Genomic DNA, 26,357 nt, shown 5'->3' with positions numbered 1-26,357 from the left:
TTTCACTACTCGGTTGGTTGAAGCCACTGAAGAAGCCGCAGGCGGGTGATCTGTCCTTGCTCGCTGGCGCCGTTGCGCAACTCCTCGGCGCGGGAATTGTCGATGCGCTCGCGCAACGTCTGGAGCATCGCTTCCGCACTTCTGCCCTTGGCGCAGACGATAAAAATAAAACCATGTCGCTGTTCATAATCGACGTTCAACTGGTGCAGCTCATGCAGTACCGATTCGTCGGTCTGCAGTACTTGACCCTGTTCGTCTTTGGCCTTTCCGGCAAAGCGCGAGCGGAGCTTTTCGGTATCTCCAATTCGCGCATGACCGGAAAAGGCCTCCAGAATTTCCGTTTCAGTAGCGCTCGCCCAAAAACGCTCGGCGTGAGCAAGTACGTCCATCACATTTTCGAAAGGTCGGGCGGCGACCATATCGTGGGCCCAGCGGCGACAGTGGCAGCAGCCGTATAGCTGTTCGAAGGCCTGCTCCATGGGGGAGAGGTTCAGTTCGTCGATCGCATCGGTCGGCGTCATTTCAAAGGTTCCTTGGCCGTGGAGTCGGCGCTCCGGTTTTCGGGGCTGGCGAGCAGGCGCTTGATCTCTCGCCATGAGGTCCCTGGACGCGGGCGCGCCTCGGCGTAATACCGGCTCTGGAGTTGCGCGACAATGGAAACCGCCACTTCCATGGGACGCTTGCCTTTGACCTCGGGCAGGCCGACGGGGCTGACCAGGCGATCGATCATCGCATTGTCGTGGCCGGCCTGTGCCAACCGTTTGCGAAAGCGCAGGGCTTTGGTGTCGGACCCGATCAACCCGGTAAACGCCCAGCGGTAATCCGCCAGTAAACGATCACAGAGGGCAAAGTCGAGAGCGTGATCATGGGTAAAAATCACCACCCAGGTATCGTCCCGCAAGGCGTCGATACGACTGACCGGGGATTCACAATAGTGGTAGTGGCAATTCTCCGGTAGCGACTCGGTCATCAGCTCCGGGCGGTTGTCGATAATTTCCACCCGGCAGGGCAACTCGCCCAGAATCGTGGTCAGCGCCCGGCTGACATGGCCCGCTCCGAACAGTGCCAAGGTCCAGTCGCTGGCGGGGTAACTTTCCAGCAGCACGGTGACATTGCCACCACAGCACTGTGCGGCTTCGGCGGCCAACGGAAACGGTTTGAGCCATTGGCCACTTTCATTTTTTGCCAGATGTTCGCGGGCCTGCTGCACGATCAGAAATTCCAACTGGCCACCGCCCAGGGTGTCATAGGTGCGCTCGGAATCGATCACCATTTTGCTGCCGCCATCGCGCGGGGTGGAGCCCTGGGTGCTTATGACGGTGGCAATCACGTAGCCACGCCCCTGGCGCGCGCAATACGCAATGGCGTCCTGCCAGTTCACACGCGGATTCATTCGGCCACCTCCTCGACCGGCTTGCCGGTGCGATTGAAAGCCTCGCATTCACGTAGCGCCCAGTAGACCCGCTCGGGCGTTGCCGGGGTATCGAGTCGCGGGCTGAAGCGGTAATCCGTCAGGCTGGCGCAGGCATCGCGTAGCGCCGCCCAGACCGAGATCGCCAGCATCAGCGGCGGCTCGCCCACCGCCTTGGAGTGATAGACGGTCTCCTCGATGTTGGGCCGGTTGTAGAGCGCCACGTTGAACACTTCCGGGGTATCGAAGGCGGTGGGAATTTTGTAGTTGGCCGGGCTGTTGGAGATCACCCGCCCGGCATCATCCCACAGCAGCTCCTCGGTGGTGAGCCAACCCATCCCCTGAATGAAGCCGCCTTCAATCTGCCCGATATCAATGGCAGGGTTAATGGACTGACCGACATCGTGGAGGATATCCACCCGGTTGACTTTGTACTCACCGGTATCGGTATCCAAGGTGACTTCTGACACCGCCGCGCCGTTGGCGAAATACAGAAATGGCTGACCTTTGGCGGTGGTCCGATCGTAGTGAATTTTCGGAGTGCGATAGTAACCGGTGGAGAACAGCGGCACGCGATTTAGGTAGGCCGCCTTGATAAAGTCCTCAAACGCCACGGGGTCTTTATCAAGATATACACGATTGTTTTCAAAACGTACTGTGTTCGGAGAAACCCGATAGTGACTCTCGGCAAATGCGAGAAGATCCGACTTGATCCGGTCGCAGGCATCACGGGCGGCCATGCCGTTCAGGTCAGTGCCGGATGAGGCCGCCGTGGGCGAGGTGTTGGGCACCTTGTCGGTCCGGGTCGAACTGACCTGCACGCGTTCCACTGACAGGCCGAAGGCATTGGCCACTATTTGCTGAACTTTGGTGTACAACCCTTGCCCCATTTCGGTCCCGCCGTGATTGATCAACACGGTACCGTCAGTGTAAATCTGCAGGAGAGCACCGGCCTGGTTGAGATGCTTGGCGGTAAAGGAAATACCGAACTTCACCGGCGTCAATGCCAGGCCTTTTTTCAGACAACCGGGGGTCCGGTTGAACGCGGTGATGGCCTCGCGGCGGACGCGGTAGTCTGAACTTTCCTCCAGCCGCTCCATCAGGTCCACGAGCATATGTTGTTCGATGGTCTGCCCATAAGGCGTTTCATCGCGTCCCGGCTGATACAGGTTGGTCTTGCGCGCATCGAGCGGATCCATGCCCAGGGCCCGGGCGATATCCTCGACGATGGTTTCTATGGCCATCATGCCCTGGGGGCCACCGAAACCCCGAAAGGCGGTGTTGGAAACCGTGTGGGTTTTGCAACGCAACCCGAGGATGGAAGCACTGTTCAGGTAGTAGGCGTTGTCGGCATGAAACATCGCCCGGTCGACAATGCCTTCGGACAGGTCCGGGGAATAACCGCACTTGCCAGCCAACACCATTTTGGCGGACTGGATGCGTCCGTCATCGTCAAAGCCGACCTGCCAGCGGTTGAGAAAATCGTGGCGCTTGCCGGTCTGGACCATGTCGTCCCGACGCGGCATCCGGTAACGCACCGGCCGACGCAGGCGGTGAGCGAAAAGCGCACACAGGCACGCCAGCGGGCCCGCCTGACTTTCCTTGCCACCGAACCCGCCGCCCATGCGACGGACTTCGGCGACCACATGATGAAAGGGCAACGCCAACACTTCCGCCACCAACTTCTGAATTTCGGAGGGGTGTTGGGTCGAGCTGATGACATGAATGCCGCCATCCTCGGTGAGACTGGCCTGCCCCACCTGACCTTCGAGGTAAAAGTGCTCCTGGCCGCGCACGTAGATCTCGCCTTCGATCCGGTGGGGCGCACGCATCAGTTCGCCGTCGGGGTCACCCATCATCAAATGATGTTCCGGCAGAACGTAGCTGTCCGCAGCGATCGACTGCTCTACCGTCAGATGGGCGACAAGGGGCTCGTACTCCACCTCGGCCAGGGCCACCGCCCGCAGCGCGGCTTCCTGACTGGTGGCCGCCACCGCAAAAATGGGCTGGCCCACATATTCCACTTCGTCGCCCGCAAGCAGTGGATCGCCACCGTACACCGGCGCCACGTCAATCTTGCCGGGAATGTCGGCCTGCACCACCACATCGAGAACCCCGGTGGCAGCTCTGACGCGGCTCAGATCCACACGCTTGATGCGCGCATGCGCTTGAATCGACTGGCCGATAGCAACGTATGCCAGATCGACCGGCACCGGGAGATCATCAATATAACGGGCAGCGCCGGCCACGTGCTTGCGCGCGGATTCATGAGCCACGGCCCGGCCCGAGGCGAGCGCGGCGGGACTGTCTTCCGGGCGGCGGTCGGTCAACTTACGCATGAGTGAATACCCCCGGCTCCACGGCCTTCCCGGCACGCGCCGCCGCCAGAGCCCGACAGGCTTTGCGCAACAGACTGCCGGCCATGGCCATACGGTAATCCGCCGAAGCACGCACGTCGGTCATGGGTGTAAATTCGTGGGACAACTGTTCACAGGCCCGATCAAGCGCCGCCTCATCAAGCTCGCCCTTGCGCTGCCAGTTCGATTGGTTGAGCAGCGCCTCGGTCTCCAGCGCGCGCCTGGGTGTGGCGGCCATACCGCCATAGGCAATGACCAGAGAGCCGTCAGCGCGCCAGCGAAACGCTCCCATGACCGCAGAGATATCGTCCTCGTAACGTTTGCTGAGCTTGATCAGCTTGAGCGGTTCGTCAAAGGCGGCCCGCTCAAACACCACTTGCGCCAGGTACTCTCCCGGTGCCAACGTGGTCTTTTTGTAATCGAGGTAAAAATCGGTCAGCTTTTCCCGTCGCTCATCGCCGCGACCATTGCGGATGATCAGCTCCGCCTCCAGTACCAACAGATAGGGCGGCATATCCGCAATGGGGGAAGCATTTCCGATATTGCCGCCGATGGTGCCGCGATTGCGAATCTGGCGCGACCCCAGGCGGCTCAACATCTGCATCAACTCCGAGGAACGGGCTCCGAGGGTCCGCTCCAGCTCCGTGTAGGTGACGGCAGCCCCGACAGCGATGCGCTCGTCGGTCACCAAAACCTTCTTGAGGCTCTCGATGGCATTGAGGTCGATCAGCGTTTCAAACGAGCGGTAAAGTTGAGTGGCCTCCAGCATCAGGTCAGTCCCGCCGGCGATCAGGCGCGCGTGGGGTTCGTCGAGCAACCGTTGCTGAAGCGCCTCTTCCGAGGTGGGACGATGATAGCCTGAGTCCCCGTCGGACAACGCCTCACTGCTCGCAAACGGTGCACTCTCACCCTCATTCTGCACAATATTGGCCAATCGGGCAGGTTTTTTAAGAGCCTGAGAACCGGCTTCCACAATCGGACGATAACCGGTGCAACGGCACAGATTTCCGGAAATTGCATCGAGAATGCGGTGGCGTTGTTCACGGTCATCGCCCGCCAGCAGCGTGGCCTGTTCCGAGTGCAGCGACGCCAGCGACATCACAAACCCGGGCGTGCAGAAGCCGCACTGGGAGCCGTGACAGTCGACCATGGCCTCCTGCACCGGGTGCAGAGCCCCTTCGACCGCCAAGCCCTCAACCGTGATCACTTCCCGGTCGGCCACACTGCCCAGCGGGCAGATACAGCTGTTCACAGTATGACTGACCGGGCCCTGCGGCCCCTGCTCTAACAGCATGACGGTGCAGGCACCACAGTCACCCGAGGCACAACCTTCTTTCGTACCGGTCAGCCGCCGCTGTTCGCGCAGAAAGCGAAGCAGTGTCATCTCCGGCGCCTGGGGGCCGGTGTCGACCGAGACCTTGTTGACAACCAAACGCACGATAAGTCCTCCAGTGGACGTTGATTCAGGCGGGTTTTCGCTTTCGCCAAACCCTGTCTCACTGGTACAAAGCAAAAATCTGGCCAGACAGACAATTTTTTTTAAATGTCCTGCGGATCGCCTCAAAATCAGCCAATGGCATACTCCTTGCTTTAGCCTTGAAACCATTTTTGTCTAAACAGTCAGGTTTATGTCTCAAGAGAAAGCAACACGATTGGAACTGATCGGTGTCACCAAAGCCTATCCGGGCTGCATTGCCAACGACACGGTGAACCTCAAAGTCGCGGCCGGTGAAATTCACGCACTGCTGGGGGAGAATGGCGCCGGCAAAAGCACCCTCATGAAGATGATCTATGGCGTGGTCAAGCCCGATGCCGGTCAGGTGCTGTGGAACAATAAGGAGGTGTCGATCGAGGGACCCGCCCAGGCCCGGGCGCTCGGAATGGGCATGGTGTTTCAGCACTTTTCGCTGTTCGACACTCTGACCGTCACGGAAAATATCGCGCTGTACCTGACTCAGGCGGAATACGGTTCCATGAGCGCGTTGCGCCAGCGCATTGTGGCGGTGGGCGAGGAATATGGCCTGGCGATCAATCCGGACCGGCAAGTGCACACCCTGTCGGTGGGTGAACAGCAGCGCGTGGAGATCATCCGCTGCCTTCTGCAGGATATTCAGTTGCTGATTCTGGACGAGCCCACCGCCGTGCTCACCCCTCCGGAGGTGGCCCAGCTCATTGATGTTCTCAAGCAACTTGCCCGCAAAGGGTGCAGCATTCTGTTCATTTCCCACAAACTGCACGAAGTGAATGCATTGTGTGACCGGGCCACCATTCTACGTGGGGGCAAAGTAACCGGTTCTTGCATTCCATCGGAAACCAGCGCCGGTGATATGGCCAAACTGATGCTCGGGGATGAGCTGGTTCTGGATCACGACCTGCCACCCGGCAATACCGGGGCAGTACGCCTAAAATTACAGGAGGTAGAGGTAAGGCCCACCAGTCAGTTCGCCATTCATCTGCACGATATCAGCCTGGACTTGAAGGCCGGCGAAATTCTCGGTCTGGCCGGCGTCGCGGGTAACGGGCAGGACGAACTAGTGGACCTGATCAACGGCGAACTCAAACCCGACCGGGGCACGCTTACTCTGGACGAGGCGCCCCTGGACGGCTGCAGCGTCGTCGCTCGGCGTCGACGCGGGCTGGGCACAGTGCCGGCAGACCGGGTCGGTCGGGGTTCGGTGGCTTCAATGTCACTAACCGAGAACCAACTGTTGACCGGCTATGTAAACCACGGCGTTCGCCACTCACTTGTGAACTGGCCCGCCGTGCGCCAACGCGCCGCCGACATCATCCGGGACTATGGGGTGAAAGCCACCGGGCCCGCGTCAATGGCGGGCAGCCTCTCCGGCGGCAATCTGCAGAAATTCATTATCGGCCGGGAGATCGAACAGCAGCCCAAAGTGTTGATCTGCTTTCACCCGACCTGGGGGGTGGACGTGGGGGCCGCCAACCATATTCACAAAGAACTGGTGGCACTGCGTGATCGCGGCACCGCGGTGCTGGTGATCAGCGAGGATCTGGATGAACTCTATCTGCTGGGGGATCGACTGGGAGCCCTTTGTGGGGGCCGGCTGTCGCCGATCCGGCCCAAGGCCGAGGTACCGCTGGAGCAGTTGGGCGAGTGGATGACCGGTGCCTTCGGGAACGGACAGGGGGAGGTCGCCCATGCGCATTGAAAAACGACTGCAGCCCTCTCAGACGATGGTCTACCTGTCGCCGGTGCTGGCCCTGGTGCTGACGGTGATCGCCGGGGGATTGTTGTTCGCGGCGCTGGGCCATGCCCCCGTCGCCAGCCTGATGATCTTTTTTATCGAGCCGCTGCGCGACACCTACGGTTGGTCCGAGCTGGCGGTCAAGGTCACGCCCCTGCTGCTGTGCGCCACCGGGCTGACACTCTGCTTCAAAGCCAAAATCTGGAACATCGGCGCGGAGGGGCAGTTTGTGTTCGCCGCCCTGATCGGCGGAGCCGTGTCCCTGCAACTGACCGAAGTAGAAGGCTTCTGGGTTCTGCCGGTCATTCTGCTCAGCGGCGTGCTCGCCGGCATGGCCTGGGCCGGCATCGCCGCGCTGTTGCTCACGCACTTCAACACCAATGAAATTCTGACCACAATCATGCTCAACTACATCGCGGTCAATCTATTGCTCTGGGGCGTTCACGGGCCACTGAAAGACCCGGCCGGTTTCAACTTTCCGGAGTCGGCCCTGTTTGCCGAGCACACCCTGTTGCCACTGCTGTCGTTCGACTACCGGGTCACCGTCGCGTTGTTTATCGCGCTGTTTATGGTGGTGGTGATCTGGGTCCTGCTGGCCCGTTCGCTACTGGGTTTTCAGTTGCAGGTGCTGGGAGAAAACCGCAATGCCGCCCGCTTCGCCGGTTTTAACAGTCGCGCCATCATCTGGTTTCTGCTGTTGTTCAGTGGCGCCATGGCAGGCCTGGCCGCCATTTCCGAAACCAACGGGCCGGTGGGGCAACTGATCCCGACCCTGTCCCTGGGCTATGGCTACGCCGCCATCATTGTGGTGTTCATGGGGCGTATGCACCCGGTGGGCATCGTGCTGGCCAGCATGCTGCTGGGGCTGACCTACCTCGGGGGCGAAATGGCCCAGATCGATCTCGGTCTGCCCAAGTCCATCACCGGCCTGTTCCAGGGGATGCTGTTGTTCTTTCTGCTCGGCTGCGACCTGCTCATCCACTACCGGCTTGTTCTCAACGGACGAGCAACCGGTGTCGCGACCACTTGAGGGCCCGTTATGGATCTCGCATTGCTTGAAAATATTCTGTTTGCCACCGTCCGTACGGGTACGCCGCTGCTGTTGGTCGCCTTGGGAGCCATGATTTCAGAGCGCTCCGGGGTACTCAACCTGGGCCAGGAAGGAATGATTCTGGTGGGGGCGGCCTGCGCGTTTATCGCAGCCTATAGCGCCGACTCTCTGTTGCTGGGGGTTATTGTCGGGGCTCTGACGGGCGCTCTGGTCTCACTGATTTTCGCCTTCGTCGCACTGACGCTGATCTCCAACCAGGTGGCCACCGGTCTGGCGTTGACCATTTTCGGGACCGGACTGAGCGCCTTTCTCGGAGCCGAGTATGTGGGTCAGTCCATTGAAGGAATGACCCGGGTCGAGCTACCGCTGTTGCACAAAATCCCCCTCATCGGACCCGCCCTGTTCGGCCAGGATCTGATGGTCTATCTGGGTCTGGCCCTGTTCGCCCTGGTGTTCTGGACCATGCGCTCGACCCGGCTGGGATTGATCATCCGCGCCGTGGGCGAAAACCCACAGGTCGCCCACGCTCTGGGTTACAAGGTTCTGGTGGTGCGTTACGCGGCGGTGCTGTTTGGCGGCGCCATGGCGGGGCTGGCCGGCGCTTACCTCTCATTGTCCTACACACCGATGTGGGCCGAAGGCATCTCCGCCGGGCGCGGCTGGATCGCCCTGGCTCTGGTGGTATTCGCCAGCTGGCGCACCGAGCGCATTCTGCTGGGCGCCTGGCTGTTCGGTTTTGCCAGCATTCTGCACCTGTTGTTGCAGGGCTTCGGCTACGATGTGCCCTCCAATCTGCTGGCGATGCTGCCCTATGCCGTCACCATTGTGGTGCTGGTGTTCATGATGAGCCGCAAGGGCGCGAAAGGGTTGTTCGCCCCCCGCTCCCTGGGGCAGCCGTACCACCCACCACAGTAACCGACTTTCGCTTTGCCCTTAACGAGGATAACCGTATGAAACTCAAACCCCTACTGGCTCTCACCACCGCCCTGTTGGGCTGGAGCCTGGCCAGCCAGGCGGCCGAACCGCTCAAGGTCGGTTTTGTCTACGTCAGTCCCATTGGCGATGCGGGCTGGACCTACATGCACGACCGGGCGCGAAAAATTGTGGCCGAAGAGTTCGGAGACAAAATCGAAACTACCTACGTCGAAAGCGTCGCCGAAGGGGCCGATTCCGAGCGGGTGATCCGCAACATGTCCGCCCGTGGCCACGATCTGATTTTCACCACCTCGTTCGGCTACATGAACCCGACCTTGAAAGTCGCGCGGCGCTTTCCCCAAGTGAAGTACGAACACGCCACCGGTTACAAGACCGCGCGCAACGTCGGTAACTATCAAGCCCGGGCCTACCAGGCGCGCTACCTGGCCGGCATGACTGCCGGTGCCATGAGCGACACCAACCAGATCGGGTACGTGGCCGCCTTCCCCATTCCCGAAGTGATCCGTGGCATCAACGCCTTCACCCTGGGCGCGCAGGTGACCAACCCCGACGCCACGGTTAAAGTGGTGTGGATCAATACCTGGCACGACCCGGCCAAGGAGCGTGAAGCGGCGGACAGCCTGATCCTGCAGAACGTGGATGTGCTGACCATGCATACCGACTCGCCGGCGGTGATTCAGGCGGCCGAGGCACGCGGCGTCTACTCCGTAGGCTTCAATTCGGACATGAGCAGCTATGGTCCCAAATCCCACCTGACCGCGGCGGTGATGCACTGGGAAAGCATTTATCGCTCCAAGATTCAGGCCGTAATTGACGGCACCTGGGAACCGACCGCCCTCTGGCATGGCCTGAAGGAAGGCGTCGTGGATGTGGCGCCGTTTAACGACGCGGTGCCCGAGTGGGTTGTTGAAAAGGTCAATAGCGTTAAAATGCAGATCATCAATGGCGAGCATGCCGTCTTTGAAGGCCCGATCTACAATCAGGCCGGTGAGCTGATGGTGAAAGAGGGTGAAGAGCTGAGCGACGAGGATCTGCTTGAGCTGGAATGGTACGTAAAAGGCACCGACGGATAAAGGCAACAGGGAATCAGAGCCCTACAACGGAGAACATGATAACAATGGTCAATAAAGCACTGGAAAACGCGATGGACTTCGACCCCAACGAAACCCCGACCGGCAAGTACAGGGCGGGGAAAATTCGGGACCGCAACCTGACCAATATTATCAAGGCGGCGGAGGAAGAGTTTGTTCAACACGGCTACCGGGGTACCAGCATCCAGGCCATCGCCGATCGAGCCCAGATTCCGAAGGCCAATGTCCATTATTATTTCAAGAGCAAGTCCAACCTGTACATTGCGGTGTTGGATAACCTGATCCATCTGTGGAACAACTTTTTCGACGAAATTACCGAAAAGGATGATCCGGCGGTGGTACTGGATGAGTTCATCCGGAAGAAGGTCGAGCTGTCCTACACGCACCCTCGCGCATCCAAGCTGTTCGCCATGGAAATCGTTCAGGGCGCACCGCATTTAAAAGACTACATTCGCACCGAAATGCGTCAATGGGTCCGACGCAAGGCGGCGGTCATCGATACCTGGATCGAGCAGGGGCGCATGGCGAAGGTGGACTCCATGCAGTTGATCTTCCTGATCTGGTCCTCCACTCAGCATTACGCCGACTTCGACACTCAGGTACTCACCATCATGAACCGGGCGGAGTACGAACCGGATATGATCCGCGATATTTCCGATTTTCTGAGTCAGTTGATCTTGCGCGGCTGCGGCCTTGAGCCCCCCGCGCGGCCGGCGGCGCAAACCGCGTTGGATGAAGCCGAGTCATGAGCGTTCTATGGCTGCGCCACCCGCTGGCATGCTGGACCGGCACAGGGGAGAACGCCGACAACGGGTTGGTGGTGCGAGACAACCACATCGTCGAGCTGGTGGCGAAAGGCCGAGAGCCCGCCACCGCCTATGATCAGACATTCGATGCCTCAAACCATGTGCTGCTTCCCGGCCTGATCAACTGCCACCATCATTTTTACCAAACCCTGACCCGGGCCTTTCCCCCCGCATTGAACAAAGGTCTGTTCGACTGGCTACAGACGCTCTACCCGGTGTGGACGAACCTTGACGATGATGCCATTTATGCATCAACCCGACTGGCATTGGCCGAGCTATTGATGTCCGGCTGCACCACCGCTGCTGATCATCATTACGTATTCAGCACGCTATTGCCCCGCGCCATTGATACTCAGGTATCGGCCGCACACAGCATCGGCATGCGGGTCACGCTGACACGCGGTTCCATGAGCCTTGGCGAATCAGCAGGGGGGCTGCCACCGGACTTCTTGGTGGAAACCGAGGCAAGCATTCTGAGTGAAAGCCGGCGACTGGTTGACCGCTATCACGACCGGCGCCCCGAGTCCTTTTGCAGAATTGCTCTGGCGCCTTGCTCGCCGTTTTCAGTGACTCCGGATCTGATGCGTGAGAGCGCCCAACTGGCAGTCGAGAAAGATGTGCTGCTGCATACGCACCTTGGGGAAACCGAAGACGAGAACCAGTTCTGCCTGAATCGCTTCAACCAGCGACCGGTGGACTATCTGGACAGCGTGGGCTGGCTGAACGAGCGCGTCTGGCTCGCCCATGGTATTCACTTCAACGATGGCGAAATTCAACGTCTGGCGGGCAGCGGGGTGGGCGTATGCCACTGCCCCAGCTCTAACATGCTGCTGGGCTCGGGCCAATGCCGGGCGCAGGAGATGCGCCACGTTGGGGTGCGCTTGGGCTTGGGGGTAGACGGCTCGGCTTCGAACGACGGCTCCAACATGATTCAGGAGGCGCGCCAGGCCATGCTGATGCAGAAGCTGACTTACGGCGCAGCGGGATGCAGTCACCGGGATGCGTTAACCATGGCGACCAGCGGTGGCGCGGCCCTGTTGCAGAGACCGGAACTGGGGACGCTGGCAAAAGGACAACAGGCCGACCTGGCACTGTTTCGTCTGGAGAAACCACGCTTCTCCGGGCACGGGGACCCAGTTGCGGCACTGCTGTTGTGCGGGGCTCATCGAGCGGACTTCGTCATGGTGGGAGGGCGCTGGAAAGTGAAGGCTGGCGAGCTGATTGACAATGATATCGACCGGATTATTGCCGAGCATACGCAGGCAGCCCAACGTCTTCGCGACAAAGCGGCCTGACTGACGTCGATAAAGACCGATTGAAGGGGCCGCACGCGCGACCCCGGTCAGAATGCGCTAAAGCGCTCCCGGAATTTTGTCCTCGTAGGTGCCCCATCCCTTCAACAGCGTCTGCACGACGCGATTGCCCAGGCCGAAAGCCGCTTCATAAGCCGGCAGACTGTCATCCGGATAAGGCGCGGTGGTGCTCCAGGCCGCTGTTTTATCCGGCGGCTGCAGACTGAAGTTACTGACAGTGCGAAGTACCAACACCCGATCAGTATCCACGCGGCCGGTTTTTGCCAGTCGGTGCAGCGCGGTCAGGGTGCCGTTGTCTTCCATATTGGTGGTGACCATATTGGCATCATCACCCGCATGCAGCTTGACCCAATCATTGGCCCACTTGTTGAGCAACTCACCGTGCCAATAGGTGCTGGCCCCCAACGTATCGCCTATGGTAACGAAAGGAGGTCGTTGCGCATTGGGGTAGCCTTCATAATGTTCGCGAAAGCTTTTCAGCCCAGGCGTGTCCGCCACCGGATGGTCCTTGGTCAATTCATAGGCCCAATCTACCAGGGACGAATTCAGATCGTAGGAGATGGTATCCACCGTCCAACCGGTGGACTCCTGATTCGGCTCTTTGGCACCCAGTGGAATCAGGCCATAATCCCAACTGTCGGGAATTTCCCGACCGTCAATCTCGTAGAGAAGATCGCCATCCACTACGTGTTTGGCCCATACCCCCGTGCCCAGCGATACATCCAGCGGATCGCCACCGCCAATACCCGCAATCACCCAATAGGCATTGGACAGATCGAAACGATCATCCAGACCCAGCGCCATGATGGACGCGGTGGCGTTGGTCACACCACCGCCGGTGCAGATCGCGAGCACACCGTCGTCGTTGACATGCAGATCGTGAGCTCCAAGGGGAAAGTCCACTTTCTCGAGCTTCAGCCGTTCAATCCAGAACTGGTACTCCCCAGGCTCGTCTCCCGTCAGCTCACCATTTTCGAACATGGCGACCACTACCACTTTTACCGGAATCGCCGCCTGGGCGGCAAAAGACATAAATAACGCGGCCATCAACAGCCCCGAACGCAGAATCAATGTTTGCACAAGCTACCTCTCCTGTTGGATGAAAAAGATCAGGATGGCTTATGCAAAATACTGTCCAATTGGACAACATATTGCGGAAGGCCGCGAAACGTCTCGGCAAATGCGCCGGAACGCTCGCCAGGCCCGACAGAAATCGCACAGTTTGTGGGCAGCAACATCACAAGGAGCGCCTTTTTTGCTCATTCCCCAGGCCATTGACGCTATCAATTCCCATTTTTTGACGATCCAGTCAGGTAAATTAAGGTTGGGTACAGAAATTGCTGTCATGCACAAGACGCACCGGAGTTGAGCTCTGATGGTCCATATCGACGTGACGATCCAGTGCTCCCCGCTTTTTACCAACACACTACGAGAAGCCACTATGATGATACTTTCCTCATCCCTTTTACGGGCGACCTTCGGGGTCTTATGCCTTTTGCTGCTTTCAACTCTCAGTCATGCGAACACCGATCTGGTGTACGAGCCCACGGAGACCATCGTCATTCTCGGCGCCGTCCCTCAGGAAATTCCGGTACTGACCGATGCCCTGAAGGACCCGGAAAAGAAAAGCCTGTGGGGAATCCCCTACTGGCAGGGAACGCTGCACGGCAAACCGGTAGTGGTGGCCATCACCGGTATCGGTAAAACCTACACTGGCATGACCACCACTCTTTTTCTCCGGGAGTTCCGCCCCCGTCTGGTGTTGATGACCGGTACCGGCGCCCGTGTGAACCCGGATTTGAGAACCGGTGATGTGGTGGTGGCCACCCATACCTATGAGCACGACTACGGTAGCTTGACATCCAGTGGCATGACCTACCGCCCCATGAACAGCCCGGACGACGGCAAAGAAGTGGAGAATGAATTTACCCCAAGTGGGAATCTTCTGAAACTGGCAGAGAAGGCGATGGAAACCTATCCCGCGCAAACTGTCAGTGCCAACAACGACACCTACAAAAACACTGTCCGCTTTGGGGTGGTGACCTCATCGGATCTGTTCGGGGTGACCGAACGTCGGCTCACACTACTGCGGGAGAAGTTCAAGGCCGACATTATGGAGATGGAATCCGCCCCCCTGGGGCATGTGTGCGAGACCTTCGGGGTGCCCTATCTGATCATCCGCTCCGGCAGCAACCTGGCCAAGGAAGAGCCCAACAACGATTACTTGCGCTTGGGCCCAATCGCTGCCCGGGAGGCGGCCAAGTTCTCCCTGCATCTACTTGAATACCTTTGATCAACGCACTGCGGCCTCCGATGATGGATCATTTGGCGGGACAGTCCTCTGTTTTTTGGGAAAGAAGCTCGGCATGCGTGAACACCTCCGACAGAATCGATTGCTCGATCGCGCTACGCCGGTCGGTCAGCACGGGGATGCGCACCACCAGGTGAACTTCTTCGGCGCTCGGCATCTGCAGGGTAATGCGTGGCTCCACCGAGGGGGCGTCCAGGCCGCGATATTCGTTCAGTCTTTTGAGATAGCGCTTGGCCTCGGCCAGATAGGACGCACAGTGATCATTGGCCGAGGCCAACAGCGCCTGTTGCGCGGCCTGCCAGTTGGCGGTGCGCTTGAAGGGGATGGTGAACACGTGCAGCACATAGTCGTGGGTGTAGCTTTCGTTGATCACCGGCTCGGCCACAAACAGGGCGTTGGGAATCACGATCATCCGCCCGGTGCGCTGGTGGGTCAACTTGCCCGGGCCCACTTCCAGAATGGTGGTCGCGAGCAGACTCTGGTCGATCACATCGCCGCGAAAGTCCTTCACCTGAATGCGGTCCCCGATGTTGAAGGACCCAGCCCCGGCTTTGAGAATGGAGCCGGTCACACACAGAATCAGCTCCTTGGTGGCCACCACAAACGCCACGGCGATGGCCACCACCGACAGTGCCAGGGTGCGCAGCTCTTCCCCCCAGATGATGATCAACCCCAGCAGCATGAACAGCAGCAGGCCGTTACGCGAGTGCACCAGCCAGCGGCGGCGCAACTCCATGGAGGCGACGTTGCGGCGGATGTAGCGGGCGGACAGCGCCCGCACTACCACCACCACGGTGATCAGCAACGCTGTGCTGATCAGCAGCTTCAGCAGCGTTTCCGAGGCGGCCAGTTCGGCGGGGTTGATACCAATGGTTTCCAGCATGGTGGTGTCCTGATCTTACGCCCGACGCGGGCATCGGTAATGGGCGCAGTGTAGCAAATCCGGCGGCAAAGCCATGAACACCGGGCATAAAAAAACGGCGCCCCGAGGAGCGCCGTTTCTCGTTGCTTGCCTCGAGGGGCAAGCGACCTAACGAAGCGACAATCGCTTACATAGGCTGGATGTTTTCCGCCTGAGGACCTTTCTGGCCCTGAGTCACGGTGAAGCTTACTTTCTGGCCTTCGGCCAGGGTTTTGAAGCCAGTGCCCTGAATGGCGCTGAAGTGAGCGAAAACGTCCGGACCGGACTCCTGCTCAATAAAACCAAAACCTTTTGCTTCGTTGAACCACTTAACGGTACCAGTAACTGTAGACATAGTCTTACCTTAATCAATCAAAATGTGTAGATGACCCGAGGGTCGGTTGTGCTGGAAATGGTGCTATTACTTATGACGGACAGGACGACTTGCTACAGGCAGGAATCGAAATGGTTGTGCATAAATATAAAACAAGCTTTCTAGCAGGACCCATAGTATCTGTTCTACAGCCGGCGTCAAGACTTTTTGGATGGCTGGGCATAAAAAAAACCCCGCAGCCATGGGGGCTAACGGGGTTTTTTCAAAGTATGGTGCCCGGAGGCGGAATGCTCGCCCCATCCATGGGGCTCGGCCTGCGGCCCGCCCTTCGGGCGTCCAAAATTGTTCCAGACAATTTTGTCGAACCAGGCGGTGGCTCTCATCCAGCCACCTGGCACCATAAAAAAACCCCCGCCTTTGCAGGCGAGGGTTTTTGTATGGTGCCCGGAGGCGGAATCGAACCACCGACACGAGGATTTTCAATCCACTGCTCTACCGACTGAGCTATCCGGGCTTTTCTTGTCTTGGTCTGCCAGCCCCGGGGGCTCGGCGACAAGAGGCGCGTATTAAACCGTTTCAGGCTCAATGAGTCAAGAGGGGTTGGCAAATTCCTGAGGACTGATGCCTAACCGCCATGTTTTTTCAGGCACTGCTCCAGTTGAGCACGGCTTTCGTCCAAGTGGGCACTCACTTTTTCCCGCCAGTGGGGATAAGGCGCCTCGGGGTTCAGGGCGTCGCAGACGGTCAGTACCTGATGCAGGTGTTCTTCCGCCTCCAGGCACTGGCGAATCAGGCTGACGGTCTGGTCCGCGGAGAACAGGGCCCTGATGCGGTGGATCAGGTGTTCACCGGCTTCTTTTTCGCTGTTCGGGGCCGCCGGCAGGTCGCCGGCGTCGCGGATGGCGTCGGCCAGGCCGTCGGACAGACTGTCGCGGGCATCGGCCAGGCTTGAAAACAGGGCCGCCACGTCATCATCGTCAATGAACTCCGCCAGGTCGCGCAGGTTGTCCGCGCTTTCCTGTACCCCAACGTGCAGGTTTTGCAGGGCGGTTTGCAGATCGGTTCTGAGCAGATTCATAGCATTGGCCTGTCGGTTTCAAAAGCATTGTTCTCCGGTGCCACCACTTCCAGCGCACCGGGGATACAGTGGAACTGTGCCGGCGTGGCGGTTACCGGCTCGCCGTCCGCGTGTATCGACATACCGGTCGGACGGGTCTCTATCTCGATCCGCTGACCCCGCGCGGTCACGACCCGGTGGTCCAGGTCATACTGGCCTTCGCGCAGCAGCGGCGCCAGCGTCAGAAGCTCCCAGACGCCCAGGGGACGTACGCTGTACAGCGACAGCAGGCCATCGTCAATGCTGGCGCAATCCCGGACCACGTTACCGCCACCGTAGTAACGGCCGTTGCCCACCGCCAGTTGGATGGAGCGCAGTTTCTGGCGCTGGCCATCGACGGTCAGTCGGACGCGGAACTGACGACGGCGCAGCAGCGCGGCGAAGAACGCTCTGAGGTAACTGAACACGCCCCACTGTTTCTTGACCTCATCGGTCAGCTCTTCTGTGACCTGCACCCCCAGGCCAAGGTTCGCCACATTGAAAAAATACTGGTCGTTGACCACGCCCAGATCGATTCGGCGACGCGGGTTGGCGGCAATGACGTCAAAGGCGGCGTTCAGCTCCTGAGGCACCCCCAGGGTGCGGGCTAGGTCGTTGGCGGTACCGAGCGGTAGGATCGCCAGCGGCAGTTGGCATTCATACAGGGTCTGGGCCATGGAGCTGATGGTGCCGTCGCCCCCGGCCATGATGACCAGATCCAGTTGCTCGCGGCGCTCGCGCACCGCCCGGCGGCTTTGTTCCGGCCCCTTTGAGAGGTAGAGCTCCACCTCAAATCCGGCGCTGCGCAGGCGCTCGACCCCTTCATCGAGCGTCGCCTCGGAACCCCGACGGCTGCCGGGGTTGATGATCAACAGGGTGCGAATGGCGCTGGCCATCGGGGGCGTCCGTCAGGATGCGCCGTCGGTGTCACTGGGTGGGACGTAGCCTTCGGCCTTGTCGTAATCGTCCCCGGAGAGAAACTTGTCCATCTGCTCGCTCAGGTAAGTGCGCGAACCCATGTCCATCAGATTCAGATGCTTTTCATTGATCAGCATGGTCTGATGCGCCAGCCACTCCTGCCAGGCCTGGCGGGAGATGTTGTCATAGATGTCCTGCCCTTTGGGGCCGGGCAGTGGAGGACGCTCCAGGCCCTCCAGCTCACGTTGGTACTTGCGACAGAATACGGTGCGGGACATACGGCGTGCCTCCTAAGCCTTCAATGTGGCCGGGATACTACTCACTCTGTTCGGCCTTTTCCACAGTGACCCGCTCCAGAGCGCGCTGACGATAGTATTCGCGGAGCACGCCAAAGGCCTCCTTGGGTACGCCGGTTTCGGACAGCAGGCCCTTGCGGTTGAAGTCGTCCTGAACTCCCGGCAGCGTACGACGCGGCGAGCGGAAATCCGCCAGAATCCAGGGTGAGGTACCGACAAAACCATCGATCTTGTCGAGCATAGCCAGGGTTTTGCGGTACAACTCGGCCTGATAGGCCTCGGTCCAGAGGGTGTTGGAGTCGCCCTGCAGGCCCTGCTTGGCACCGGCTCCGAACTCGCTGATAAACACCGGCTTGTCGTAGGGTATGTGCCAAGTGACCCGCTCGGCTTTTTCGTGTAATCCATCGTACCAGCCGATGTATTGATTGAAGCTGACAATGTCCATCAACTCCGCCAGGGGATCCTCCACGATGGCACGCTCGGGATTCTCGGGGTCGTAGTGCTTTTCCATGGCGGCGCTGATCAAGCGGCTACTGTCCAGGGAACGGGCCCGGTCGGCCAGACGGGTCAGGAACCGATTGCGCGCCTCACTCACCGGCGTTTCATTGGCCAGTGACCAGATGATGATCGAGGCGCGGTTTTTGTCCCGTCCGATCATTTCTTCCAGTTGCGCCTGGGCATTCTGGTAGGTCTCTTCGCTGTCCCAGTTGATGGTCCAGTACACCGGAATTTCCGACCAGAGCATGACGCCCAGTTGGTCTGCCAGACGGACAATGTGTTCGTTGTGCGGGTAATGTGCCAGGCGCACAAAGTTGGCATTCAGGTCGCGCGCCCACTGCAGCTGCTTGCGGGCTTCTTCCACGGAGGTGACGCGACCACCGCCGTCCACGGCGTATTCTTCATGCAGGGAAATACCCCGCAGGAAAACCGGTTTGCCGTTCAACAGCAACTGTTTGCCCTCGGCTTCAATGGTGCGCAGCCCCACTTCGTCATCCAGCCGGTCGTTGCCCGTGCGCACAATGACCTGATACATNCGCGGGCTGTCCGGCGACNANAGNTGNGCNCCCACNGCTNGAGCGCTNAAGGTCGCAANNCCCTCGGCGTTGGTGGTGGCCCGNACATCGATNTTGAGTTGCGGNANNGTCAGNCGCACNTCCCGACCGGCGCCGGCACCATCGACCACCGCGTAGCCGGACAGCTCCCCGGTTTTGTGGTCATTGAGCTGAATTTTNTAATCNCGNACGAACACTTCGGGAGTCACCAGCAGNCGCACACTNCGGGTGATGCCGCCNTAGTTCCACCAGTCGGTGTTAAGAGTGGGCACNCCGTCACGNTNGCGTNTGTTATCCACNTTNACNACNAGNGANTTGNNCTGGGGNTTCAGCTTGCCGGTGGTTTCAAAATAGAACGGGGTNAAACCGCCGACGTGGTGCCCGAGNTTTTCGCCATTGAGGTACACATCGGCNCGATAATTCGCTGCGGAAAAATGCAGGAACGTGCGCTGCTTGCCTTCGGTCGNGGGCGCATTGAACAGTTTGCGATACCAGATGGAGCCTTCGTAGTAATACAGTTTTTCTTTCTGGGTATTCCAGTCCCCCGGCACAGTCAGGCTCTCGGAGGCGTCAAAGTCATATTCGATCAGTTCGCCGGAGTGGCGCGGTTTGGCATCNCGAAAATAGGCACTGCGCGGCGGATTGTCCATCTGGTCAAACGGCTCGTAGCGATAGTTGTAATAGCCGTTTTCATAGGGGTCGACGATAATTTTCCACTCCCCGTTCAACGGCAGGGCCGGCCGGGTGTAGGTCTGAAAGGGCTCAAATTCCGTTGCCGATGCCGCCAGCGATGTCAGCCCAANCAGGGTGCTNAANGCGGTCATTATTATNGTTTTCATCTGAATCTCCTGTGNTNTTTATTCCGCCGCNGTCAGGGCGCGCGGGTCCAGCTCCGCCAATTGCTGTAACAGCTTTTTGACCGGCGCGGCCAACCCCAGTGCTTCGGGCCGATCGAGCCGATACCAGGTCTGAGCCCGCTCGCCCACCCTGTCCGGCTCCCGCGCCAGCTGCAACAGCACNGGGGTGATATCCAGGTGATAATGGCTGAAGGTGTGCCGATAGCTGTCCCAGATTTCCCGATCGACGACTTCGCCNTAGTGGTCCTGCACNTGAACCTGNGCGTCTTNCTCCCGCGCCAGCTCCGGGAACCCCCAGAGGCCACCCCAGATGCCCTGGGGTGGGCGCTGCTGCAACAGTATATCCCCCGCGGGGTTGCGCAACATCAGGAACTGCACGGCTTTGACCGGTTTGTCTTTTTTCGGTTTCTTGCCCGGATAATCGGTGGGATTACCCTGGGCCCGGGCGATGCAGCTGTCATTCACCGGGCACTGGTCGCACTGCGGGCGGGTGCGGGTGCACAGGGTCGCCCCCAGATCCATCATGGCCTGGGTGTAATCCCCCACCCGACGTTTTGGCGTATTGACCTCGGCGTACTCCCAGAGGGCATTCTGCACCGCGGTCTGGCCCGGCCANCCNGGTACCGCATAGTGACGGGNCAGCACCCGTTTGACGTTGCCATCGAGAATCGCCGCGTGTTCACCATAGGCAATGCTGGCAATGGCGCCGGCGGTGGACCGGCCAATACCCGGCAGATCGCTCAGCGCCTCGACACTGCGGGGGAAGGCACCGCCATGCTCGCTCACCACCTGCTGGGCGCANCGGTGCAGGTTGCGTGCCCGGGCGTAATAGCCCAGTCCGGTCCACAGGTGCAGCACTTCATCTACGGGGGCTTCAGCCAGTGCCTCGACCGTGGGAAAGCGCTCCATGAATCGTTCGAAATAGGGAATGACCGTGGTCACCTGGGTCTGCTGGAGCATGATCTCCGACAACCAGACCCGGTAGGCATTGATGTTCTGCTGCCACGGCAGATGCTTGCGCCCGTGACGATCAAACCAACGCAGCACGGCACGGGCAAAGGGGGTATCACTCATTTACGGCTCGTTTCACTTCAGTCGGGTACCACACACACCGTCGCGACCATCAGCGGCGGAACAGATCTTTCAGCCGCTCTTCCGCACTCGGTTCGGACTCGCCGGACTCATCGGTCGCCTCTTCATNGTCGCCACCCAGCAGNCGCTCGCGTACCCGGTCTTCAAGCTCGCGTTTTTCCTCATCGAGCTTCTCCCGGGCGCGGGCTTTCTCCTCGTCCACTTTTTGCTGGGCGCGGGCCTTTTCCGCTTCAATGCGCTCGCCGTGNTGCTCTTTNAGTTTGTAGGCGGCGAAGTCCTTGATCAGGGACTGCACTCCGTCGCTGTCGAGCCCACAGTCGCCAAGTGGGTTGAGGTCATCCAGTGAACCCCGGCAGCGCAGCAGCGACAGGCTCCGGTCCAGCCAGTAATTGCTGGTGACCTGACAGCCCCCTTCACTGGTGCTCTCACTGCCCAGGCGCATGGGCAGGGTAAAGTCGTACAGCGCCTGTTTCATGTCCAGTTTACCCTGNGCCCCAAGGGTCAGGCGCTCCACTCCGGCCTGCAGGNATTCCAGACGAATCACCTGATCCTGGATGGTAACNTTGCCGGACAGGGCTTTCATTTCGGTGTAATCCGCCCAGGCTTTCTGCGGATCGGCTTGCGCCTGCGTCACCCGGTTGACGATTTCGCAGAACTTCTGCTCGACGTTCAGCGGCGCGAGCCGCACTTGAGCGCCGGAGAAGGCGGCCTGCGCATCCAACGCCGAGGTGAGTTCATTCATGGTCAGGCCCCGGGTATCCGCGGCCACATCGGCGTTCAATGCGCCGGTCAGTTGCAGCTTTTCGTCCAGCTCCAGGGCGGTCAGCAGAGGGCCGAGTTCCAGCCCGCTCAGGTCCGCCACCAGATCCACCACTGCCGTCTCCCCGGTACCGTCGACGCGGGCATTGGCATCGAACCGGCCCTGGTAGGCGTTGAGCGTGGCCCGTTCCAGATTGACCACGCCGTCGCGGGCCAGCAGGCGCACGCTCAGGTCCTGCATTTCCAGGTCCTTGACCGTCAGGGCGCCGAAATCCAGACCAAAGGCGACATCCAGTGAGCGGATCAGCTCAAGTGGGATCAGGGGCTCGTCTCCGGTGCTCCCGGTTTCTTCCTCCACCGCTTCCTCGGACGGAGGCGGCAGGTAATGGTCGATATTGATCCGGTCGCCCGTCAGTGCGACGTTCAGAGCCATTTGCGACAGATCGGTGATCGCCGCCCGCCCTTCAATGGTGGTTTCATCCAATTCCAGGCGCAGCGGATCGACCGATACCTGCTCGGTGGTGCCTTCGACCCGGGCGCTCACCGCAACCCGGGACAGAGCCTCCGGGTCCGCCAGTTCTGGCGCTGGTAAGGACAGTACCGCCATCAGCGCCTTCGGGCTGAACGGCTCCAGAGTCAGGTCGCTCTGATAACGCGGACTGGTCAGCAGCTCATCCACGCGGGCGTTGATGGTCAGGCGAATATCGTCGGAGGCGCCGGCCCGAGCCAACTCGACCCGCAAACGGCCGTTGCTCAGCTCCAAATGAGAAAAGTCCTGCGCCAGAGTGATCCGCCCATCCAGTTCTCCCGCCACCGCCAGTGGTTCATTGCCGAGCGTGGCCGGGTCTTCAATGGACGCCTCCCAGCCCAGCGCGAGACTGAACGGTTGGCCCTGCAGGTTGAACCCGGTAATACCGAAATTCAGAGGCGAGAGGGTGAGGTCCTGCCCGGTCCCGAGGTCGCGATAGTGCAGTGAGGCATTGCTCAGGGTGATCTGCTCCACAGCCAGTTGCAGCGCCTTGCCGGACTCGGCTTCACTGGCGGTTGCGGGTTCCGGCGCGGGCTGCTCCGGGGTACTTTCCTCCGGCAGCAGCGCTTCCCAATTGCCCTGCCCCTGCTCGTCCACGATCAGGTCCAGCGCCGCACCATCAATGAGAATGTGGTGCACCGACACTTCGCCCTGCAACAGCGGGCGAATGGCCAGGCGCAGGCTGGCCTGGTTGAGCTCCGCAATGGCGTCATCCGGCGCGCTCACCGCGGCGACCCGGATATCGTTGACCTCCACCCCCAGGGCGGGCCACAACTGCCAGCCCAAGTTGCCGTTGATCTCAAGCTCAACTCCCTGCTCCCGGGCCAGACTCTCGATGCGCGGCTTGAACATATTGGGATCGAAGACGAACACCAGTGCGACCGCGGCGATCACAATCAACAACACCAGCGCTACCAGAACCTTGAGCAGACGTCTTAACAGTTTCACCCGGCACTCCCCTGTCGCACTTTGGCGGAAATAGTGATGGAAAAGGGCTCAGTGTAAGCCCAAAGCGGAAGCAGCCCAAGTGTAGACGTCTCAAGGACCACTTCGCGGGTTAAAAACGTTAAGAAAGCGTTTGCTTCTGTAAATAAGAATACTTATCATCTTAGGCAGCGTTACACTTCCTGTTTGTATAACAGCATTCTCTGCACATTAGGTGGCTTCTTTATGAAACAACTGACCCGCACTTTGATTGGCGGCCTGCTGGCTGGAACCACCGGCCTGCTCTTGGCGGCCTGCAGCGACTCCGGCGACCAAGGCCAGGCCGAGCAGACCGAGGCCAAACCCACCGTCACGGTGTATTCGGCCCGCGCCGAACACCTGATCCAGCCGATTTTCGAGCGCTACACCGAGGAAACCGGCGTGAAGGTCCGCTTCATTACCGACAGCGCCGGTGCCCTGATCCAGCGGCTGAAGGCCGAAGGCAGCAATACCCCGGCGGACCTGCTGCTGACCGTGGATGCGGGCAACCTCTGGCAGGCCTCCCAGGAAGGCCTGTTCCAGCCGGTTGAGTCCGAGGTGCTGGAGCGCAATATTCCCGACCATCTGCAGGCGGACAACAACGACTGGTTCGGCCTGTCGGTGCGTGCCCGCACCATCGTCTACTCCACCGAGCGGGTTGACCCCAGCGGGCTGAGCACCTACGAGGCGCTGGCCGATGATCAATGGCAGGGCCGCCTGTGCCTGCGTACCGCCAAGAAGGTGTACAACCAGTCTCTGGTCGCCACCATGATCAACACCCTGGGAGAAGAGACGACGGAAGAGATCGTTTCCGGCTGGGTGGACAACCTGGCCACCGCTCCGCACTCCAACGACACCTCGGCCATGGAAGCGGTGCTGGCGGGTCAGTGTGATGTCACCCTGGTNAACACCTATTACTTCGGCCGCCTTCAGAAAGAGAATCCGGAGGTGAAACTGGCCATCTTCTGGCCCAACCAGGACGGTCGCGGGGTGCACGTCAACGTCTCCGGCGCCGGCCTGACCAAGCACGCCAAACAGCCCGAAGCGGCTCAGGCCCTGCTCGAGTGGCTGTCCAGCCCGGAAGCCCAGGAGCAATTTGCCGAGGCCAATCAGGAGTACCCCGCCAACGGTAGCGTCGAGCCCTCTGACTTCGTCGCCGCCTGGGGCGATTTCAAAGCGGACTCGGTCAATGTAGAATCCGCCGGTCGCCTGCANAGCGATGCCATCAAGTTGATGGATCGCGCCGGCTATCGGTAATCGGTACCCGCAGGTACCGTCGTATCGGGAGTCGGCCTGACCGGGCCGGCTCCCGTTGTTGTTTTTAAACCCGTGCTTCAGGGTCCTCGATTGACCAATCCAGCCATGACTCACAGCGTGATTCAGCGCGAACGCCGCCGCCATTACTGGCAGGCCCGCCTNTGGCACCTGCCCGTNTGGTTCATGGCGGTNCTGGTGNTNATGCCGGTNAGNGTGATCGTCCTGAGCTGGGGGGATGCNCAGACGGATATCTGGCAGCACCTGATTCAGACCCAGCTCGGNCGGCTNCTGGAAAACACCCTNATTCTGGTGGTGGGNGTCGGGCTCTGGACGCTCCTGCTGGGCGTCAGTCTCGCCTGGCTGGTGGCGGTCTGTGACTTTCCCGGCCGACGCTGGCTGGATTGGGCGCTNATGNTGCCNCTGGCNGTNCCCACNTATGTGGTCGCCTTTGTGTTNCTGGCGATNACCGATTACGCCGGNCCNATTCAGAGCCTCTGGCGNGCCTGGCTCGGCCCGGACGTCGCCTTCCTGCCGGTNCGGGGCCCGCTCGGGGTCGTGTTCATCATGACCTGCGTTCTCTACCCCTATGTCTACATGCTCGCCCGCAGTGCCTTTATCGCTCAGGGCCGCGGCNTGACCGACGCNGCCCGGCTGCTTGGCGAAGGCCCCTGGGGNGCCTTCTGGCGGGTCGCCCTGCCCATGGCCCGGCCNGCCATTGCGGTGGGNATTTCCCTGGCGCTGATGGANACTCTGGCGGATTTNGGNGCGGTGGCNGTGTTCAANTACGACACNTTCACCACCGCCATCTACAAGTCCTGGTTTGGNTTTTTCAACCTGACCGCCGCCGCCCAGCTCGCCTCGNTNCTNCTGCTGTTTGTCGCCCTGGCGTTATTNGCCGANCAGAANGGCCGGGGCCGCAGCCGCTTCCACCAGACTCCGCGCCGGGAAACCCAGCGCTACCCTCTCAAGGGCGNCCAGGCCTGGCTGGCCAGNGGCTACTGCATNACGGTGTTTGTGGTGGCCTTTGCCATCCCCATTGGCCANCTGGCCCTGTGGACCTGGGCCGAAGGCGCCGCCGCCCTGGACANCCGCTACTGGAGCCTGATTCGCCACACCTTCATTCTCGGCGGTGTCGCAGCGCTGGCCACCACTCTGCTCGCGTTGCTGGTGGCCTACGGCCAGCGCCTGCTGGGCAAGCATCANGTCAGTGGCGCGGTGCGCCTGGCCAGTCTGGGCTACGCCCTGCCCGGCTCGGTGCTNGCGGTGGGTATCATGATCGGTTTTGCGTTTATTGACCGGGAANTCATCAACCGCGTCCAGGCATTGCTGGGCCTGGAGACCCAACANTTGTTGGTGGGCACCCTGCTGGCACTNATTCTCGCCTACGCCATCCGCTTTTTCTCGGTNGCGTTTGGCCCGGTGCAGTCGAGCCTGGAGCGCATTCGCCCCAGTTACCAGGAGGCCGCCCACAGTCTGGGCGCCAATCAGTGGCGGGTNTTGCTNCGGGTGTACCTGCCTCTGCTGACGCCCGGATTANTGACCGCGGCGCTGCTGGTTCTGGTGGACACCATGAAAGAGATGCCCGCCACCCTACTGTTGCGCCCCTTCGGNTGGGACACCCTGGCGGTGCGCATTTACGANCTNACCGGCGAGGGCCAGTGGCGCCGGGCCGCCCTNCCGGCCCTGACCCTGGTNATCCTGAGTATCGCGCCCGTGATGTTGATGATCCGCCAGAGTCGGCTGCCNGCGCGCACCGCNACCACCCTCAGCTCCGGTTCCGGCCCGAAACCCTGACCGGCCAACGAGTCACCACTGGTT

The 26,357-nt window shown here is 60.2% G+C and carries 22 protein-coding genes and 1 tRNA gene; 9 read left to right on the top strand and 14 right to left on the bottom strand.

Annotated elements, in window-relative coordinates; all coding sequences use genetic code 11:
- Positions 1-5 precede the first annotated feature (5 nt).
- From uraD to xdhA, 4 genes are read right to left on the bottom strand one after another with little or no spacing between them, the layout of a single operon-like run.
- Positions 6-521, bottom strand: coding sequence for a 2-oxo-4-hydroxy-4-carboxy-5-ureidoimidazoline decarboxylase (gene uraD, locus CMG77_RS13330; protein ID WP_286807039.1), 516 nt, complete (start codon positions 519-521; stop codon positions 6-8).
- Positions 518-1,393 (bottom strand): xanthine dehydrogenase accessory protein XdhC, encoded by an 876-nt coding sequence (xdhC, locus tag CMG77_RS13325; RefSeq protein WP_286875124.1) that lies wholly within the window; start codon positions 1,391-1,393, stop codon positions 518-520. Before xdhC ends, uraD begins: the two co-directional genes overlap by 4 nt.
- Positions 1,390-3,750, bottom strand: a complete 2,361-nt coding sequence (xdhB, locus tag CMG77_RS13320) for a xanthine dehydrogenase molybdopterin binding subunit (protein ID WP_286904804.1) — start codon at positions 3,748-3,750, stop codon at positions 1,390-1,392. Before xdhB ends, xdhC begins: the two co-directional genes overlap by 4 nt.
- On the bottom strand, positions 3,743-5,206 hold the full coding sequence (xdhA, locus tag CMG77_RS13315; protein ID WP_286807043.1) for a xanthine dehydrogenase small subunit: 1,464 nt from the start codon (positions 5,204-5,206) through the stop codon (positions 3,743-3,745). The genes xdhB and xdhA overlap by 8 nt, the downstream gene beginning before the upstream one ends.
- Positions 5,207-5,396: 190 nt before the next feature.
- Here xdhA and CMG77_RS13310 point away from each other — a divergent pair, with 190 nt between their 5' ends.
- The 6 genes from CMG77_RS13310 to CMG77_RS13285 are packed head-to-tail and all read left to right on the top strand — an operon-like array spanning position 5,397 to position 12,156.
- On the top strand, positions 5,397-6,941 hold the full coding sequence (locus tag CMG77_RS13310) for an ABC transporter ATP-binding protein (RefSeq protein ID WP_286875130.1): 1,545 nt from the start codon (positions 5,397-5,399) through the stop codon (positions 6,939-6,941).
- Entirely contained in the window at positions 6,931-8,007 is a 1,077-nt protein-coding gene (locus CMG77_RS13305; RefSeq protein WP_286875133.1) for an ABC transporter permease, read from the top strand. The genes CMG77_RS13310 and CMG77_RS13305 overlap by 11 nt, the downstream gene beginning before the upstream one ends.
- A 9-nt stretch (positions 8,008-8,016) precedes the next feature.
- On the top strand, positions 8,017-8,943 hold the full coding sequence (locus tag CMG77_RS13300; protein ID WP_286875136.1) for an ABC transporter permease: 927 nt from the start codon (positions 8,017-8,019) through the stop codon (positions 8,941-8,943).
- Between the two features lie 35 nt (positions 8,944-8,978).
- Positions 8,979-10,037, top strand: coding sequence for a BMP family ABC transporter substrate-binding protein (locus CMG77_RS13295; protein ID WP_286875137.1), 1,059 nt, complete (start codon positions 8,979-8,981; stop codon positions 10,035-10,037).
- A 44-nt stretch (positions 10,038-10,081) separates the two neighbouring features.
- Positions 10,082-10,804, top strand: coding sequence for a TetR/AcrR family transcriptional regulator (locus CMG77_RS13290; RefSeq protein ID WP_265366732.1), 723 nt, complete (start codon positions 10,082-10,084; stop codon positions 10,802-10,804).
- The gene (locus CMG77_RS13285; RefSeq protein WP_286807050.1) at positions 10,801-12,156 is read left to right on the top strand and encodes an 8-oxoguanine deaminase; all 1,356 of its coding nucleotides are present in this window, start codon (positions 10,801-10,803) and stop codon (positions 12,154-12,156) included. The genes CMG77_RS13290 and CMG77_RS13285 overlap by 4 nt, the downstream gene beginning before the upstream one ends.
- Before the next feature lie 57 nt (positions 12,157-12,213).
- Here the strand turns inward: CMG77_RS13285 and CMG77_RS13280 are convergent, their stop codons facing one another.
- Entirely contained in the window at positions 12,214-13,254 is a 1,041-nt protein-coding gene (locus CMG77_RS13280) for a purine-nucleoside phosphorylase (protein ID WP_286807051.1), read from the bottom strand.
- A gap of 415 nt (positions 13,255-13,669) precedes the next feature.
- Here CMG77_RS13280 and mtnN point away from each other — a divergent pair, with 415 nt between their 5' ends.
- On the top strand, positions 13,670-14,467 hold the full coding sequence (gene mtnN / locus CMG77_RS13275; RefSeq protein ID WP_286807053.1) for a 5'-methylthioadenosine/S-adenosylhomocysteine nucleosidase: 798 nt from the start codon (positions 13,670-13,672) through the stop codon (positions 14,465-14,467).
- A gap of 28 nt (positions 14,468-14,495) precedes the next feature.
- Here the strand turns inward: mtnN and CMG77_RS13270 are convergent, their stop codons facing one another.
- The 9 genes from CMG77_RS13270 to CMG77_RS13230 all read right to left on the bottom strand — a co-directional run bounded on the left by CMG77_RS13270 (position 14,496) and on the right by CMG77_RS13230 (position 23,267).
- Positions 14,496-15,368, bottom strand: coding sequence for a mechanosensitive ion channel domain-containing protein (locus tag CMG77_RS13270; protein WP_286807054.1), 873 nt, complete (start codon positions 15,366-15,368; stop codon positions 14,496-14,498).
- A gap of 166 nt (positions 15,369-15,534) precedes the next feature.
- Entirely contained in the window at positions 15,535-15,741 is a 207-nt protein-coding gene (locus CMG77_RS13265; RefSeq protein ID WP_024462033.1) for a cold-shock protein, read from the bottom strand.
- A 417-nt stretch (positions 15,742-16,158) separates the two neighbouring features.
- Positions 16,159-16,234: transfer RNA gene (locus CMG77_RS13260), tRNA-Phe, on the bottom strand.
- A gap of 111 nt (positions 16,235-16,345) precedes the next feature.
- Complete coding sequence (locus tag CMG77_RS13255) at positions 16,346-16,798, bottom strand: hypothetical protein (RefSeq protein WP_286807056.1); 453 nt, start codon at positions 16,796-16,798, stop codon at positions 16,346-16,348.
- On the bottom strand, positions 16,795-17,712 hold the full coding sequence (locus CMG77_RS13250; RefSeq protein ID WP_286807057.1) for a lipid kinase: 918 nt from the start codon (positions 17,710-17,712) through the stop codon (positions 16,795-16,797). The genes CMG77_RS13255 and CMG77_RS13250 overlap by 4 nt, the downstream gene beginning before the upstream one ends.
- 12 nt (positions 17,713-17,724) lie before the next feature.
- A complete protein-coding gene (locus tag CMG77_RS13245; protein ID WP_024462030.1) occupies positions 17,725-18,012 on the bottom strand; it encodes an oxidative damage protection protein in 288 nt (95 codons plus the stop codon).
- A 37-nt stretch (positions 18,013-18,049) separates the two neighbouring features.
- Entirely contained in the window at positions 18,050-19,732 is a 1,683-nt protein-coding gene (locus CMG77_RS13240; protein WP_502691921.1) for a glycoside hydrolase family 2 protein, read from the bottom strand.
- A 207-nt stretch (positions 19,733-19,939) separates the two neighbouring features.
- Positions 19,940-21,013 carry an A/G-specific adenine glycosylase gene (mutY, locus tag CMG77_RS13235; protein ID WP_286904798.1) on the bottom strand — a complete coding sequence of 358 codons (1,074 nt, stop codon included), beginning with the start codon at positions 21,011-21,013 and terminating at the stop codon, positions 19,940-19,942.
- A 49-nt stretch (positions 21,014-21,062) separates the two neighbouring features.
- Positions 21,063-23,267, bottom strand: a complete 2,205-nt coding sequence (locus tag CMG77_RS13230) for an AsmA family protein (protein WP_286904796.1) — start codon at positions 23,265-23,267, stop codon at positions 21,063-21,065.
- A gap of 222 nt (positions 23,268-23,489) precedes the next feature.
- Between CMG77_RS13230 and CMG77_RS13225 the strand changes: the two genes are divergently transcribed.
- Positions 23,490-24,539: an extracellular solute-binding protein gene (locus CMG77_RS13225; RefSeq protein WP_286904794.1), complete on the top strand. Its 1,050-nt coding sequence runs from the start codon at positions 23,490-23,492 to the stop codon at positions 24,537-24,539.
- 105 nt (positions 24,540-24,644) lie between these two features.
- Positions 24,645-26,333, top strand: a complete 1,689-nt coding sequence (locus CMG77_RS13220) for an ABC transporter permease (protein ID WP_353743495.1) — start codon at positions 24,645-24,647, stop codon at positions 26,331-26,333.
- Positions 26,334-26,357 lie beyond the last annotated feature (24 nt).

It is taken from the genome of Marinimicrobium sp., from assembly GCF_002695945.1.
GTDB classification, from domain to species: Bacteria; Pseudomonadota; Gammaproteobacteria; order Pseudomonadales; family Cellvibrionaceae; genus Marinimicrobium; species Marinimicrobium koreense.
The sequence above is the reverse complement of the archived record's forward strand: the minus strand, read 5'-3'. Positions and strand labels throughout refer to the sequence as shown.